General features: G+C 58.6%; 12 protein-coding genes and 1 tRNA gene. 10 read left to right on the forward strand and 3 right to left on the reverse strand.

All coding sequences use genetic code 11. The features are described from left to right. The first annotated feature begins 1 nt into the window (after position 1). Both BN3544_RS03640 and BN3544_RS03645 read left to right on the forward strand, forming a co-directional pair. Positions 2 to 1057, forward strand: a complete 1056-nt coding sequence (locus BN3544_RS03640; protein ID WP_019428819.1) for an ABC transporter ATP-binding protein — start codon at positions 2 to 4, stop codon at positions 1055 to 1057. Between the two features lie 14 nt (positions 1058 to 1071). Continuing rightward, the gene (locus BN3544_RS03645) at positions 1072 to 1701 is read left to right on the forward strand and encodes an HAD family hydrolase (RefSeq protein WP_019428820.1); all 630 of its coding nucleotides are present in this window, start codon (positions 1072 to 1074) and stop codon (positions 1699 to 1701) included. Positions 1702 to 1755: 54 nt separating this feature from the next. Here BN3544_RS03645 and hemH read toward each other — a convergent pair whose 3' ends face one another. Further along, complete coding sequence (gene hemH / locus BN3544_RS03650; RefSeq protein WP_019428821.1) at positions 1756 to 2856, reverse strand: ferrochelatase; 1101 nt, start codon at positions 2854 to 2856, stop codon at positions 1756 to 1758. An 18-nt stretch (positions 2857 to 2874) separates the two neighbouring features. Here hemH and BN3544_RS03655 point away from each other — a divergent pair, with 18 nt between their 5' ends. Next, positions 2875 to 3582: an HAD family hydrolase gene (locus BN3544_RS03655; RefSeq protein WP_019428822.1), complete on the forward strand. Its 708-nt coding sequence runs from the start codon at positions 2875 to 2877 to the stop codon at positions 3580 to 3582. Between the two features lie 71 nt (positions 3583 to 3653). Here BN3544_RS03655 and hpnD read toward each other — a convergent pair whose 3' ends face one another. Both hpnD and BN3544_RS03665 read right to left on the reverse strand, forming a co-directional pair. Next, positions 3654 to 4493: a presqualene diphosphate synthase HpnD gene (gene hpnD, locus BN3544_RS03660; RefSeq protein WP_019428823.1), complete on the reverse strand. Its 840-nt coding sequence runs from the start codon at positions 4491 to 4493 to the stop codon at positions 3654 to 3656. Positions 4494 to 4524: 31 nt separating this feature from the next. After that, positions 4525 to 5607 (reverse strand): squalene/phytoene synthase family protein, encoded by a 1083-nt coding sequence (locus tag BN3544_RS03665; RefSeq protein ID WP_019428824.1) that lies wholly within the window; start codon positions 5605 to 5607, stop codon positions 4525 to 4527. A gap of 86 nt (positions 5608 to 5693) precedes the next feature. On the opposite strand from BN3544_RS03665, the gene BN3544_RS03670 reads away from it, so the two are divergent. The 7 genes from BN3544_RS03670 (at position 5694) to lon (ending at position 16229) form a co-directional block, all read left to right on the forward strand. Next, the gene (locus BN3544_RS03670; protein WP_026036447.1) at positions 5694 to 6863 is read left to right on the forward strand and encodes an efflux RND transporter periplasmic adaptor subunit; all 1170 of its coding nucleotides are present in this window, start codon (positions 5694 to 5696) and stop codon (positions 6861 to 6863) included. A 4-nt stretch (positions 6864 to 6867) separates the two neighbouring features. Next, positions 6868 to 10023, forward strand: a complete 3156-nt coding sequence (locus BN3544_RS03675) for an efflux RND transporter permease subunit (RefSeq protein WP_026036448.1) — start codon at positions 6868 to 6870, stop codon at positions 10021 to 10023. A 116-nt stretch (positions 10024 to 10139) separates the two neighbouring features. Beyond that, positions 10140 to 10226: transfer RNA gene (locus BN3544_RS03680), tRNA-Leu, on the forward strand. A 64-nt stretch (positions 10227 to 10290) separates the two neighbouring features. Then, positions 10291 to 11604, forward strand: coding sequence for a trigger factor (gene tig, locus BN3544_RS03685; RefSeq protein WP_019428827.1), 1314 nt, complete (start codon positions 10291 to 10293; stop codon positions 11602 to 11604). Between the two features lie 122 nt (positions 11605 to 11726). Next, positions 11727 to 12335 (forward strand): ATP-dependent Clp endopeptidase proteolytic subunit ClpP, encoded by a 609-nt coding sequence (gene clpP / locus BN3544_RS03690; protein ID WP_026036449.1) that lies wholly within the window; start codon positions 11727 to 11729, stop codon positions 12333 to 12335. Between the two features lie 105 nt (positions 12336 to 12440). Next, on the forward strand, positions 12441 to 13706 hold the full coding sequence (gene clpX, locus BN3544_RS03695; protein ID WP_019428829.1) for an ATP-dependent Clp protease ATP-binding subunit ClpX: 1266 nt from the start codon (positions 12441 to 12443) through the stop codon (positions 13704 to 13706). A gap of 99 nt (positions 13707 to 13805) precedes the next feature. Further along, positions 13806 to 16229, forward strand: a complete 2424-nt coding sequence (gene lon / locus BN3544_RS03700; protein ID WP_026036450.1) for an endopeptidase La — start codon at positions 13806 to 13808, stop codon at positions 16227 to 16229. Positions 16230 to 16307 lie beyond the last annotated feature (78 nt).

Genomic DNA, 16307 nt, shown 5'->3' on the forward strand with positions numbered 1-16307 from the left:
GATGGGCATTCAATTCAAACAAGTCACCAAGCGCTATGGCGGTGCAGATTCGCCGCTGGTGGTGCAGGGCATCGACTTTGTCGTACCCAAGGGCAGCCTGACGACCATTCTTGGCCCCTCGGGTTGCGGCAAAACCACTACCTTGCGCATGATCGCCGGGCTGGAAGCGCCCACGGGCGGTCAGATTTTGATTGACGGTGTGGATGTCACGCACTTGGGCCCATCTGAGCGCAATGTGAGCATGGTGTTTCAGAGCTATGCGCTGTTCCCGCACATGAACGTGATCGGCAATGTTCGATACGGGCTGGACGTGAGCGGTGTGCACAAAACAGAGGCCTTGGAGCGCGCCCACAAAAGCTTGGCGTTGGTCGGCCTGGCGGGCTACAAAGAGCGCCTGCCCAGCGAGTTGTCGGGCGGGCAGCAGCAGCGCGTGGCCTTGGCTCGCGCCCTGGTTTTGGAGCCATCCGTCTTGTTGTTTGATGAGCCTTTGTCCAATCTCGATGCTCGGCTGCGCCGGTCTATGCGCGACGAGATTCGCCACCTGCAGCAGCGCCTAGGCCTGACGGTGGCTTATGTCACGCACGACCAAAGCGAAGCCTTGGCGGTGAGTGACCAGATCATCGTGATGGAGGCCGGGCGCATCGCGCAGGCGGGTACGCCGCAAGACTTGTACGAACGGCCTGCATCCGCTTTTGTGGCGGGATTCATGGGCGAGGCGGTGCTGTTTGATGGTCAGTCGCTGGCCGATGGCTCGGTGCAGCTAGGGCCACTGCGTTTGTTGACTCGCCATCCGGTGGCGCCAGGTCCAGTGCGGGCAGCGGTGCGCCCTGAAGCCTGGCTGGTGGGGCGCGAACTGGCCGGTGGCGAACAGCCCGCACAAATGTTGCCCGCGCAGCTCAAGCAATGTGCCTATCTGGGCAGTTTTTTTGAGCTGACATTCGAGACCGAGTTGGGTCCGGTTTTTGTGGTCTCGCCCGAGGTCGAGCGCGACTGGCGCATCGGCCAGGTTTTGGCCCTGAGTTTGCCGGGTCAAGGCGTCTCGGTGGTGGCGATTTAAAAGAAAGTGCAGTCATGAGCCAAGACGTGGTGTTTGATCTGGGCGGTGTGGTCTTCCGCTGGGAGCCGTTGGTGGTGTTGCAAACACTGTTTCCACAGCGCGTGACCGACGAGGCGGTGGCACGGCAGTGGGCGGGGGAGATTTTTCAGACTTTTCATCCCGATGCTGACTGGGCCTTGTTTGACCTCGGGCGCATCGATCCCGAGCCGTTGGCCCAGCGCATCGCCGCCCGCACCGGGCTGGCCGAGGCCGATTTGCGGCATTTGATTGCCAATATCCCCGCACACCTGTTGCCCATGCAAGGCACGGTGGATCTGATTCACGACCTTAAAGCGCAAGGCCATCGGCTGTATTTTTTGTCCAACATGCCCGCAGGCTACGCCGATCATCTGGTGCGTGAAAACAGCTTTTTCAGCCAGTTTGAAGAAGGTATTTTTTCAGCGCATGTGCAGCAGATCAAACCGCTGCCCGGCATCTTTGCCACCGCACAAGAGCGCTGGCCCTTGCGCGGGCAGCCGGTGTTCATCGATGACGTGCAACACAACATCGACGCCGCTGAACAGCACGGCTGGCAAGGCATCCGTTTTGAAACGCCCGCGCAGGTGCGGGCGGCGTTGGTGGGTCAGGGGTATTTAGCGGGTTGACTTACTCCGCAGGAGCGATCTCTTGCAGAGATCGCTCCTGCGAAAAAGTTAAGCTCAAGCTTTGGCGCCGTGGGCCAACGCCCGCGCATGGCTAGCAGCCAGTGCCGCTTCGTCAGGCGCTGACAAATCCCAGCCCTTCATGTGGTCCAAGCTGATGTCGGCAAGTGCCTCGATCCATTGCGCGTTGTTGTTCAGGCAGGGGATGTAGCTGAAGCTTTCGCCGCCCGCGTGCAAAAACGCTTCTTGCGCTTCTTGCTGAATTTCTTCCAGCGTTTCTAGGCAGTCTCCCGTAAACCCCGGGCAGATCACATCCACCTTTTTGACACCTTGCTCGGCCATGGCGATCAGTGAGGGCTCGGTGTAAGGCTCCAGCCATTTGGCCTTGCCAAAGCGGGATTGGAAGGTCAGTTTGTATTGGTCTTTGCGCAGGCCCAGTGCTTCGGCCAGCAGGCGGCCGGTCTTCATGCATTCGCAGTGGTAAGGGTCGCCCAGGTGCAGCGTCCGCTCGGGCACGCCATGAAAGCTCATGACCAATTTTTCGGCTTGGCCTTGGGCCGCCCAATGTTCGCGCACCGTTTGGGCCAGCGCGTTGATGTAGCGCGGGTCATCGTGATAGTGGTTGACAAAGCGCATCTCGGGGATTAGCCGGGTTTTGAGGCCCCAGCGGTACACGGCATCAAACACGCTGGCCGTGGTGGTGCCGCTGTATTGTGGGTAGGCTGGAACGATCAACACGCGCTGCACGCCTTGGGCCTTGAGTTCATTGAGCTGTTCGGGGATGGACGGCTGGCCGTAGCGCATGGCGTAACGCACGGTCACGCTGTGGCCGCGCTCTTGCAAGACGGTACCCAGCGATTGGGCTTGTTGTTCGGTGAAAACTTTGAGCGGCGAGCCACCTTCGGTCCAGATGCTGGCGTATTTGGCGGCCGATTTTTTGGGGCGCACGCGCAAGATGATCCCGTGCAGGATCAGCCACCAGATGGGCTTGGGGATCTCAACCACGCGGCTGTCGCCCAGAAATTCGGCGAGGTAGGTCCGCAGGGCCGGGGCCGTGGGCGCACTGGGTGTGCCCAGGTTGCAATAGATCACGGCGGTGCGGGGCGATTGGGCGCAGGGCTGCCCATGCTGGAAGGGGGGTTCTTTGTTGAATGCCATGCGTTATTCTCCCTCACCATGCTTGACATCTCCCGTATCCGCGCCATTACCCTTGATCTGGACGACACCTTGTGGCCCGTCTGGCCGACCATCCACCGCGCCGAGGAGGTATTGACCGACTGGCTCACGCAGCATGCGCCTGCCACGGCGGCGCTGTCCAAACAGTCGGAGGTCAAAAAAGCCGTGCGGGCCGAGATCAATGCCCGCCATGCCGACCGGGCGCACGACTTGTCTTTTTTGCGGGTAGAGGCTATTCGTGCGTTGCTGTTGCAAGCCGGTGACCCGGCCCACTTGGCTGAGCCCGCATTCGAGGTCTTTTTTGCCGAGCGCCAGCGCGTCGACCTGTTTGACGACGCGCTGCCCGCTTTGACTTTTTGGAGCCGGCGCTACCCGGTGGTGGCGCTGTCCAACGGCAATGCCGATGTGCACCGCGTGGGTATTGGCCAGCACTTTCATGCCAGTGTGAGCGCCAAGTCGATGGGCGTCGCCAAACCTGACTTGCGCATTTTTGTGGCGGGGGCCGAGGCCGCAGGCGTTACCCCGCACGAGGTGCTGCACATCGGTGACGACGCGCACGCCGACTGTGTGGGCGCGCTGGCCGCCGGCATGCAAGCGGCCTGGCTCAACCGCGAAGGCCACGACTGGACTCACGACGATACCCGCCCGCACCTGGTGGTGCGAGACTTGCACGCGCTGTGTGCCTGTTGGCCCGAATACGATTTGTAGGTCGGCGGCTTTGGCCCCATTCAGGCCATTGACGTAGCCAAAGCCCTGCGATGGGATCGTGCGCAGGGTGTTCAGAAACGCCCTAGCGCCTGCATCTTCCAAGCCAGCCACAGCTTGCGCAGGGGTGTCAGCGCAATGCGCTGGTGCAGCACCTGGAATCCCGAGGCTTCGATCTCGCGCAACAGGGTCCGGTAGATGCTGGCCATCATGAGGCCCGGTTTTTGGGCTCGGCGGTCGGCCGCAGGCAGCAAGGCCAGGGCTTCGTCATACAGGGCGTGAGCGCGTTCGGTCTGGAACTTCATCAGCGCGGTGAAGCCGTCAGAGTAAGTGCGTTGCATCAAGTCTTGCGCTTTGACGCCAAAGCGCTGCTGTTCGTCCAGCGGCAGGTAGATGCGCCCGCGCAGCGCGTCTTCGCCCACGTCGCGAATGATGTTGGTCATTTGAAAAGCCAGCCCCAGCTTGTGTGCATAGGCGGTGGTGGCGCCATCCGTTTGGCCAAAGATGCTGGCGGCGACTTCGCCCACCACACCCGCGACCAAGTGGCAATATTTTGTGAGGCCCGCAAAGTCGAGGTAACGAGTCTGGTTCAAGTCCATCTGGCAGCCTTCGATCACGGCCATCAGGTGACGGCTTTCAATGCCAAAAGCGGGGGCCAGCGGCATCAGCGCGTGCATGACCGGGTGGGTGGGCTGGCCTGCGTAGGCTTGTTGCACTTCCTTTTGCCACCAGCCGAGCTTGGCGGCGGCCACGCTGGGGTCGGTGATTTCGTCGACCACGTCGTCCACTTCGCGGCAAAACGCATAAAACGCGGTGATGGCCGCGCGGCGTTCTGGGGGGAGAAACAGGAAGGCGTAATAAAAGCTGCTGCCTGATGCGGCGGCCTTTTGTTGGACGTAGTCTTGCGGGTTCATGGGCGCTGATTTTCGCACCCAAATGCAGCGCTCAAGCCGGGCTGTCACCGGACAATTGTCGGAATTGCCTCTCCAGCGCCGAGGGCGAAGCGAAGCCCACGGTGATCTGCCACATCAGATGGCGAATTTCATGGCGCGGCATTTTCACGCGCCGGGTCAGTGCCGAGGGCCCTGCTTGGCGCAGCAGTGCCACGGTGCGTGCACCGATGAGTGCGGGCAAAGCCGTGGCCACGCGCAGGCGCAAGGGTTTCAGGGCCAGGGCGTAGCGCATGCCATCGGCCAGTTGTGCTTGAGTGCGGTCCAGCCACTGGGTGTACAGCGGTGCCATTGCTTGCAGCGTTTCGGTGTGGCCTGTTTGGGCGGCTTGGGCCAGCATGTGCGGGGTCAGGTCCACGCTGGCCAAAGTCTCAACGGGCCAATAACAGCGCCCGGCTGCCAGATCGGCACCGACATCGCGCACGATGTTCAGGCGTTGCAAACCCATGCCGTATTGGCGTCCGATGTGCATCATCTCGGCTTGTGGCAGGCGGGCGTAACCGGGCAGATGCCGATCGCACAGTTCTGTCCAGAACTCGCCCACGCAGCCAGCCACGAGCCAGGTGTAGTCCGCCAACTCGGTTTCTGTGTCGAGGGCTTGGATGGTTTGTGGGCCGGTGCCAAAGCGGGCCATGTCCTGTTGCTGGCCTTGGGTGATGTGGCTCAGCACCAGACGAATGCTGGCCTGATCGGCTTCGCTTAGCGTTTGCAGCAGTGGCAGACATTGGGGCAGGGCTTGCATCAAGGCACGTTCGTGCGGGTCGGTTTGTTGCGCGGCAAAGGCTTGGGTCAGGCGGGCCAGATCGTTGTGGTGTTCGGCTGATGCGTCCGGCACGGTGATGACTTGCGTCATGAGGTCCAGCAATTCTTGGCGCTCGGCCAGGGGCAGGGTGGCGGTGTCGGCCACGGTGTCGGTGGCACGGGCCAGCAGGTAAGCAATGGCCACTGGCGCTTGCAAAGTGCCCGGCAACAGGCGAATGGTCAGGTCAAACGAGCGAGACACGCCGCGCAAGAGTTGGCGCTGTGCTGTGCTCATTACGCTGTGCTTTTGGCGCTCGAATAAAGTGGTGATGTGCATGGTCAATCGCTATTGTCGCTTGACAGATTGGACAACTTTGAATAGATTACTAACCAGTCAGTCATTATTATTTTCTCGGGAACGCCATGTCTTCAACATTGTCACTCGCCACTGGGCGAGTTTTCCATTTGTGTGCGATCGCTCTGTGTGTGAGTACTTTGGTGGCGTGTTCCAAAACAGAACCCCCCAAAGAGCCATTGAGATCGGTCAAGTTGATCACGGTGGCGGGTAGTGCATTGGATGTAGAGGGCGAGTATTCGGCCGAGGTGCGGGCAAGGGTTGAGTCGAGACTGGGTTTTCGGGTGGGTGGCAAGCTGGTGCTGCGCCCTGCCGAACAGGGGCAGCGGGTGGACGCAGGCCAGTTGCTGGCCCAAATTGACGCGCAAGACTACCAATTGGCTGCGCAAGCGGCATTGGCTCAGGTGAGTGCGGCGCAAAGCCAGCGTGATCTGGCGGCGGCAGAGTTCAAACGCTATGAAGCCCTGAAGGCGCAAAACTTCATCAGTGGTGCCGAGTTGGAACGGCGCGACACCGCTCTAAAAGCGGCCGATGCGGCCCTGAATCAGGCCAAAGCACAGGCGCAGGCTCAAGGTAACCAGGCCGGTTACACCCGCCTGACGGCCAGCCATGCCGCAGTCGTCACTGCGGTTGAAGCGGAAGTGGGGCAGGTGGTTTCTGCAGGTCAGCCTGTGGTGCGCCTGGCCCACGATGGTCCACGTGATGCGGTGTTTGCGGTCTCGGAGAAGATGGCCTTGGCCCTCAAATTGGGCCAGAGCATGCAAGCCACATTGGTCAGTACCGGGCAGCCCCTGAAAGGCAAAGTTCGCGAATTGGCGGCCAGCGCCGATCCGGTCACGCGCACCTATGCTGTCAAGCTGGCGCTGGACGCCTCTGAGCGATTGCCTTTGGGTGCCACGGTCAATGTGTTGGCGGCCCATTTGCCGGGCAGTCAGCCTGCGGTGATCAAGTTGCCCACCAGCGCATTGCGCCAGGAAGGCCAAGGCACTGTGGTTTGGGTGCTGGATGAGGCCAGCATGACGGTGAACACCCAAGCGGTAGAAGTGGGCACGGTCGATGGCAATGAGGTGGTTATTCAGTCTGGCTTGAAGCCCGGGCAAAAAGTGGTGATTGCAGGTGTGCATGTCCTGTCGCCTGGCCAGAAAGTCACGGTTTTTGGCGCTGCTGTCAGTGGCTTAGCGCCAACAGTTGCACCTGCCGGACCCGCATCAGCGCCTGCATCTACAGCGCAACGGTGATCGCATGAGCAGTACCGACAACACCCAATTCAACCTCTCGCGCTGGGCGCTTGAGCACCCGGCCCTGACCCGCTACCTGATGGTGGTGCTGATGGTGCTGGGCATGGCGTCTTATTTTCAACTGGGACAGGACGAAGACCCGCCTTTCACTTTCCGGGCGATGGTGGTGCGGGCCTATTGGCCGGGCGCGACGGCCGAGCAAATGGCCGAGCAGGTGACCGACAAGCTGGAGCGCACGCTGCAAGAGGTGCCTTTTGCCGACAAGATCCGCAGTTATTCCAAGCCGGGCGAGGCGCAGATCATTTTCCAGATCAAGGACAACTCCAAGCCGGGCGATGTGCCCCAGGTTTGGTATGCGGTGCGCAAAAAGATCGGCGACATGCGTGGCAGTTTGCCGCCTGGCGTGGTGGGGCCGTTTTTCAATGACGAGTTCGGCGATGTCTATGGCGTCATCTATGCCTTGAGTGGTCAAGGCTTTACGGCGGCAGAGGTCAAAACCCAGGCCGATAACCTGCGCCAGTCACTTTTGCGCGTGCCTGATGTGGCCAAGGTTGAGCTGTTTGGTGCGCAGGACGAAAAAGTCTTTGTTGAGGTGTCGCAAAAGAAGCTGGCCCAAATGGGCCTTGACATGGGCGCGGTACTGGCGCAGTTGAGTCAGCAAAATGCGGTGGAATCGGCGGGCAGTTTGCAGTCGCCTGTGGATGTGGTGCAGGTGCGTGTGGGCGGGCAGTTTCAGAGCCTAGAGGCCTTGCAGGCCATGCCGATTCGCGGCGTCTCGGGCGTCCAAATCCGTTTGTCGGACATCGCTGTCGTGACCCGAGGTTATGTGGATCCGCCGTCTGTCAAGGTGCGCCATGATGGCCAGGAGGTGATCGCGCTGGGCGTGTCCATGGCCAAGGGCGGCGACATCATTGCTTTGGGCAAGTCTTTGCGCCAGACAGTGGCCCACATGGAGGCCGCCTTGCCTGCGGGCATGATCTTGACGCAAGTCCAAGACCAGCCGAGCGCAGTGTCCAATTCGGTCAACGAATTCATCAAGGTGTTGATCGAAGCGGTGGTGATTGTGCTGGCGGTGAGTTTTTTGGCACTGGGCCTGCACAAGCGGCCTGGCAACAACCCCTTGTGGCGGCGCTGGACGCTGGACATCCGCCCCGGCCTGGTGGTGGGCATCACGATCCCATTGGTGCTGGCAGTGACCTTTTTGGCCATGCATTACTTTGGCATTGGCTTGCACAAAATCTCGCTGGGTTCGCTCATCATTGCCCTGGGTTTGCTGGTGGACGACGCCATCATTGCGGTGGAGATGATGGTGCGCAAGATGGAAGAGGGCTATGACAAGGTGCGCGCAGCCACCTTTGCCTATGAGCTCACGGCCATGCCCATGCTCACGGGCACCTTGATCACTGCTGCGGGCTTCTTGCCGATCGGCATGGCCAAGTCCATGACCGGTGAATACACGTTTGCGATTTTTGCCGTCACCGTGGTGGCCTTGCTGGTCAGCTGGGTGGCTTCGGTTTACTTTGTGCCCTATCTGGGGGCTCTGCTGTTGAAGCCGCCAGCGCATGCCGTGTTGGCTGAGCATTTAGATTCGGCCGAGATGTTTGACACCCCGTTTTATCGGCATTTCCGCACATGGGTGACTTGGTGTGTAACACACCGCTGGAAGACGATTGGCATCACCGTGTTCTTGTTTGCCATGGGCATTGTCGGCATGGGCAAGGTGCAGCAGCAGTTCTTCCCCGACTCCAGCCGCCCCGAAATCATGGTGGATTTGTGGCTGCCCGAGGGTTCGCCCTTCAAGGCCAGCGAGGACATGGCCAAACGCGTTGAGCAACGCTTGGCCCAAGAGGACGGTGTCAAGTCCGTCACGGCTTGGGTGGGTTCGGGCGTGCCGCGCTTTTATTTGCCACTGGACCAGGTGTTTCCGCAGACCAACGTGTCGCAACTCATCGTGCTGCCTGACGACCTGAAAGCCCGCGAGGTGTTGCGTGCCAAGCTGCCCGCTTTGCTGGCTCAAGAGTTCCCCGAGGTGCGTGGCCGCGTGAAGTTGCTGCCCAACGGCCCGCCCGTGCCTTACCCTGTGCAGTTTCGCGTGGTGGGGCCAGACCCCAAGGTGTTGCGTCTGAAGGCCGACGAGATCAAGGCCGAGATGCGCCTGAACGCCAACACACGGGGTGTGAACGACAACTGGAACGAGTCGGTCAAGTCGGTGCGACTCGAAGTGGACCAAGCCAAAGCCCGCGCTTTGGGTGTGACCAGCCAGTCGATTGCGCAGGCTTCGCGTACCTTGCTCAGTGGCTCGACCGTGGGCCAATTCCGCGAGGGTGACAAGTTGATCGACATCGTTTTGCGCCAACCTTTGGCCGAACGCGATGCCTTGTCTGATCTGCAGCAAGCTTATGTGGCCACTGCGACTGGGCGGTCCATTCCCTTGCTGCAAGTCGCTAACCCTGTGTTTGCTTGGGAATCCGGCGTCATGTGGCGCGAAGGCCGTCAATACGCCATCACCGTGCAAGCAGACATCGCCGAAGGTTTGCAGGGGGCCACGGTCACGTCTCAATTGCTGCCCTCTCTGAAAAAGACCGAAGCCACATGGCAAGGGCAGGGCCTGAGTGGCTATCGCATTGAGGTGGCGGGCGCGGTGGAAGAAAGCTCCAAGGGCTCGGCCTCGATTGCTGCAGGTGTCCCGGTCATGCTGTTCATCACTTTCACGCTGTTGATGCTGCAGTTGCAAAGTTTCAGCCGCGCCATGCTGGTGTTTTTGACAGGCCCTCTTGGCATGGCCGGCGTCGCGGGTGCTTTGCTGGTGTTGAACCGGCCGTTTGGCTTCGTGGCTTTGCTGGGTGTGATCGCGCTGATGGGCATGATTCAGCGCAACTCGGTCATCTTGATCGACCAGATTGAACAAGACCGGGCCGCTGGCGTGGCGCCTTGGCAAGCGATTGTCGAGTCGGCCGTGCGGCGTTTGCGCCCGATTGTTCTCACGGCAGCGGCGGCTGTTTTGGCCATGATTCCCCTGTCAAGAAGCATCTTTTGGGGTCCCATGGCGGTCGCCATCATGGGCGGCTTGATCGTGGCCACGGCGCTCACACTGCTGGCGCTGCCTGCGATGTACGCGGCCTGGTTCAGGATTCCTCGCCCAAATGAAGCCGGTGCCTGAATTTGGCCAATTGAAGCGGCTAAAATAGAAAGTTGACCGATTTCAACCGGGCGGTCAGGTGTGTCATGCGGCTTTTGGGCTGAATGGCTGGCCTGACGCCCTTTTTGTTTGGACCTGCGCGGGTGGCGAAATTGGTAGACGCACCAGGTTTAGGTCCTGACGGTGGCAACACTGTGCGGGTTCGAGTCCCGCCCCGCGCACCAACCGACTTTTGGCCAAAGGGGCAACCCAGCGGCCTGAGAGACATTCAATTAACCGAGAACGACGATGACTGTGACTGTTGAAACCCTTGAAAAGCTGGAACGCAAGATCACCCTGACTGTGCCCGTGACGGCCATCCAGTCTGAAGTGGATGCGCGCCTGAAGAAGATGGCCCGTACCGTCAAGATGGACGGTTTCCGTCCAGGCAAAGTGCCCATGAACGTGGTCACCCAGCGCTATGGCTACTCGGTTCAGTACGAAGTTCTGAACGACAAAGTGGGTGAAGCCTTCTCGGTGGCCGCCAACGAAGCCAAAGTGCGCGTGGCAGGTCAGCCCCGCATCTCTGAAAAAGAAGGCGCACCAGAAGGCGAATTGAACTTCGAAGCCATTTTTGAGGTGTACCCCGAAGTCAAGCTGGGCAATTTGGCCGATACCGAAGTGGAGAAACTGACCGCTGAGGTCTCTGATGCCGCCATCGACAAAACTGTCGATATTTTGCGCAAGCAACGCCGCACCTTTGCCCAGCGCGCCCAAGACGCCGCTGCGCAAGACGGCGACCGCGCCACCATCGACTTCGAAGGCAAGATCGACGGTGAAGTGTTCTCTGGCGGCAAGGCCGAAGACTTCCAGTTCATTTTGGGCGACGGCCAGATGCTCAAGGAATTTGAAGACGCCGTGCGTGGCATGAAGTTTGGCGAAAGCAAGACTTTCCCGCTGGCTTTCCCTGCCGACTACCACGGCCAAGACGTGGCGGGTAAAACAGCCGACTTCATGGTGACCGTCAAGAAGCTCGAAGCCGCCAACTTGCCTGAAGTCAACGAAGCACTTGCCAAGTCTTTGGGCATTGCCGATGCGACCGTTGAAGGTTTGCGTGCTGATATCCGTAAAAACCTCGAGCGCGAAGTCAAATTCCGCTTGCTGGCCCGCAACAAACAAGCCGCTATGGACGCTTTGGTGGCCAAGGCCGAGCTGGACTTGCCTCAGTCGATCGTTCAGTCCGAAATTGAGCGCCTGAAAGACGGCGCCCGCGCTGACCTGAAGCAACGCGGCATCAAGGACGCCGACAAAGCCCCGATCCCTGACGATATCTTCCGTCCTCAAGCCGAGCAGCGCGTGCGCCTGGGCCTGGTCGTGGCCGAAGTCGTGCGTGGCAACACACTGCACGCCAAACCAGAACAGATCAAAGCCCACATCGAAGAACTGGCCGCCAGTTACGAGCGTCCCGATGATGTGGTGCGTTGGTACAACAGCGACAACCAGCGCTTGGCCGAAGTCGAAGCCGTGGTCATCGAGAGCAATGTGTCTGATTTCGTCCTGGCTCAAGCCAAAGTAGTCGAAAAAGCCATCACTTTTGAAGAGCTGATGGGCCAACAAGCCTGATAGAACTTTGATTCTATTGAGAATGGGGCTTGTGCCGGGCTTGCAGTCAGGCAAACAAGCCCCATCTCTTTGGTGGGTTGAAAACTCGGGTTAAAGTCATCCGTGACATTCTTGGAGAAATGATGAGCGCACTGGAAATCACAAATTTGGGCATGGTGCCCATGGTCGTTGAGCAGTCGGGTCGTGGCGAACGCGCCTACGACATCTATTCGCGTTTGCTCAAAGAGCGCGTGATCTTTTTGGTGGGTGAGGTCAATGACCACATGGCCAACCTGATCGTCGCCCAGTTGCTGTTTTTGGAGAGCGAAAACCCCGAAAAGGACATTTCGCTGTACATCAACTCTCCCGGTGGCTCGGTGAGCGCCGGCATGGCGATTTACGACACCATGAACTTCATCAAGCCCGATGTGTCCACCTTGTGCAACGGCATGGCCGCCAGCATGGGCGCGTTTTTGCTGTCTTCGGGTGCCAAGGGCAAGCGCTTTTCGCTGCCCAACTCCAAGATCATGATTCACCAGCCTTTGGGCGGTGCCCGTGGTCAGGCCACAGAGATCGAGATCGCTGCCCGTGAAATCGTGAAGACCCGTGCACACCTCAACCGCATCTTGTCCGAGAACACGGGCCAGCCCCTGGAAAAGATTGAGCTCGATACCGAGCGCGACTATTACCTGTCTGCGACCGAGGCCAAAGACTACGGTTTGGTGGACGAAGTCATTTCAAAACGCGCTTGATGGTCGGCTCGTCCGGCCCCCTGGCTGACGGCGTTTACCTTGACCGGGTGAGCGCCGTTTTTCTTTCGTTATCATTGAAGAATTCTGGATTCCGAGGCGACATTTATGGCCGATAAAAAAGGCTCGACAACTGAGAAAAACCTGTTCTGCTCCTTCTGCGGCAAAAGCCAGCACGAGGTCAAAAAGCTGATTGCAGGTCCATCGGTTTTCATTTGCGACGAATGCATTGACTTGTGCAACGACATCGTGCGCGATGAACTGGCCACCACGACGGTGGCCGATGGGGCCAAAGAAGGCTTGCCTACGCCACTGGACATCAAGACCAACTTGGACAACTACGTGATTGGCCAGGAAAAGGCCAAGCGAAGCCTGGCGGTGGCGGTTTATAACCATTACAAGCGCCTCAAGCACAAAGAAAGTGCGAAGAAAGACGACGTCGAACTGGCCAAAAGCAACATCTTGCTGATCGGCCCCACGGGTTCTGGCAAGACCTTGCTGGCTCAGACCATGGCCCGCATGCTGGACGTGCCTTTTGTCATGGCCGACGCCACTACCTTGACCGAAGCGGGTTATGTGGGCGAAGACGTCGAGAACATCGTCGCCAAACTCCTGCAAACCTGCAATTACGATGTGGAGCGTGCCCAGCGCGGCATCGTCTACATCGATGAAATCGACAAGATCACCCGCAAGTCGGATAACCCCTCGATCACCCGTGATGTATCTGGTGAAGGCGTGCAGCAGGCCTTGCTCAAGCTGGTCGAAGGCACCATGGCCAGCGTGCCCCCGCAGGGCGGCCGCAAGCACCCCAATCAAGACTTTTTGCAAATCGACACTACCAACATCTTGTTCATTTGCGGCGGTGCATTTGCTGGACTCGAAAAAGTCATTGAAAACCGCACCGAGTCTGGTGGCATCGGTTTTGGTGCAACAGTCAAGAGCAAGAAGCAACGTTCCATCACGGACGTGTTCAATGAAGTTGAGCCCGAAGATCTGATCAAGTTTGGTCTGATTCCCGAGCTGGTGGGCCGTTTGCCTGTGGTGGCCACTTTGGCCGAGCTGAGCGAAGATGCTTTGGTTCAAATCTTGACCGAGCCCAAAAACGCAGTGGTCAAGCAGTTCACCAAACTGCTGGCCATGGAGGGCGTGGAGCTCGAAGTTCGGCCCAACGCGCTGGCCGCCATGGCCCGCAAGGCCTTGGCACGCAAGACCGGTGCCCGTGGTTTGCGGTCCATCATGGAGCAGGCTTTGATCGATACGATGTTTGAATTGCCCAATGCGGTCAATGTTGAAAAAGTGGTGGTGGACGAGTCCGTCATCGATGACAACAAACCACCGCTGCTGGTTTACCGCGAGTCGGCCAAACAGGCCTGACCCACATGCGCAGCACCGCGATGACGACCCTTTTTATTGGACGGGTTGAAATCGCGGCCGCAGCATCCATGTGCAGCTGAATTGACCTGAGGGACACACATGTCTGGACACACACCTTTACCGCCCACCCCGATCGAATTACCCATGTTGCCGCTGCGTGACGTGGTCGTGTTCCCTCACATGGTGATTCCTTTGTTTGTGGGGCGTCCCAAGAGCATCAAGGCCCTTGAATCGGCCATGGCCGCTGAGCGCCGCATCATGCTGGTGGCCCAAAAAACCGCCGCCAAGGACGAGCCCGCGACGGACGATATGTTCGAAGTCGGTTGTGTTTCGACCATTTTGCAAATGCTCAAACTGCCTGATGGCACCGTCAAAGTGTTGGTCGAAGGCCAACAGCGCGCCTTGGTCAAGTCCATTGTCGATGGCGAGGCGCATTTTGTGGCCACGGTCACCCCGGTTGAGCCATCCGCCGAACAGGCAGAGCCGACCAGCGAAATCGAAGCCCTGCGCCGTGCCGTGATGCAGCAGTTTGACCAGTACGTCAAGCTCAACAAGAAAATCCCACCCGAGATCCTGACCTCGATCTCCAGCATCGACGATCCGGGCCGACTGGCGGACACGATTGCCGCGCACTTGCCGCTCAAACTCGAGAACAAACAGCAGGTTCTGGATTTGGCCAGCATCAAGGCGCGGTTGGAAAACCTGTTTGCCCAGTTGGAGCACGAGGTTGACATCCTGAATGTCGACAAGCGCATCCGGGGTCGCGTCAAGCGCCAGATGGAAAAAAACCAGCGCGACTTTTACCTGAACGAACAGGTCAAAGCCATCCAGAAAGAACTGGGCGAAGGCGAAGAGGGCGCTGACATCGAAGAAATCGAGAAGAAGATCAAAGCGGCCAAGATGTCTGCTGAGGCCCGTAAAAAGGCCGAAGGCGAGCTGAAAAAACTCAAGCTGATGTCGCCCATGTCGGCCGAAGCCTCGGTGGTGCGAAACTATCTCGATGTGTTGATTGGCCTGCCTTGGGGCAAAAAAACCAAGCTCAAGCACGACCTGGCCAACGCCGAAGACGTGTTGAATCAGGACCATTTTGGCTTGGACAAAGTCAAAGACCGCATCCTTGAATATCTTGCTGTGCAGCAACGCGTTGACAAGGTCAAGGCCCCCATTTTGTGTCTGGTTGGGCCACCGGGCGTGGGCAAGACCTCGCTGGGTCAATCCATTGCCAAGGCCACGGGTCGCAAATACGTGCGCATGGCCCTGGGTGGCATGCGTGACGAAGCCGAAATTCGCGGCCACCGCCGCACCTACATCGGGGCGTTGCCCGGCAAGGTGCTGCAGAACCTGAACAAAGTTGGCACCAAAAATCCGCTGTTCTTGCTCGATGAAATCGACAAACTGGGCACGGATTTCCGGGGTGATCCATCAAGCGCCTTGCTTGAGGTACTTGATCCCGAGCAAAACCACACCTTTGGTGACCATTACGTTGAGGTCGATTTCGACCTGAGCGATGTGATGTTTGTGGCAACGTCCAATTCGATGAACATCCCCTCGGCCCTTTTGGACCGTATGGAAGTCATTCGTTTGTCTGGTTATACCGAAGACGAAAAAACCAGCATCGCCATGAAGTATTTGCTCCCCAAGCAAATGACCAACAACGGTGTGAAAGATGCTGAGTTGAACGTGACCGAAGACGCTGTGCGTGATGTGGTGCGTTACTACACCCGCGAGGCAGGTGTGCGTTCGCTCGAACGTGAACTCGGCAAAATTTGCCGCAAAGTTGTCAAGGCCTTGCTGCTCAAGCAAATGAAGCCACAAGTTGTGGTGAACGCTGACAACCTGAATGACTTTCTGGGCGTGCGCAAGTACAGCTACGGCCGTGCCGAGCAAAAGAACCAGGTGGGCCAGGTGGTGGGCTTGGCCTGGACCGAAGTGGGCGGCGATTTGCTGACCATTGAGGCGGCTTTGATGCCAGGCAAAGGCGTCATCACCCGTACCGGTTCGCTGGGCGATGTGATGAAAGAATCTGTTGAGGCGGCCCGCACTGTGGTGCGCAGCCGATCGCGTTTGTTGGGTATCAAGGACGAAGTCTTTGAAAAGAAAGACCTGCACATCCACGTTCCTGATGGGGCAACGCCCAAAGACGGTCCGAGCGCGGGTGCGGCTATGACAACAGCGATGGTGTCGGCCATGACAGGCATTCCCGTGCGTGCAGATGTCGCCATGACCGGTGAAATCACGTTGCGCGGTGAAGTGACCGCTATTGGTGGCCTGAAAGAAAAGCTGCTGGCCGCTTTGCGCGGTGGTATCAAAACCGTTTTGATTCCAGAAGACAACGTCAAAGACCTGCAAGAAATTCCTGAGAATGTCAAAAATGGTTTGGAGATCGTGCCTGTGAAATGGATTGACCAAGTTTTGGACATAGCTTTGGAAGCCAAACCAGTCCCATTGAGTGACGAAGAGGTCGCCGCGGCTGCTGTGCCCGCCGTGTCAGCCACAGCCAAAGTGGATGCTGTAAAACATTGATGCAAATTTTTCGGGGCACCTCAAAATGCCCTGAAATCTGCATTACAATTCACACATCGCAGCGAACAAAGCATACAA

Origin of the sequence: Limnohabitans sp. Rim47, from assembly GCF_001517545.1 — a bacterium.
Classification (GTDB): domain Bacteria; phylum Pseudomonadota; class Gammaproteobacteria; order Burkholderiales; family Burkholderiaceae_C; genus Limnohabitans_A.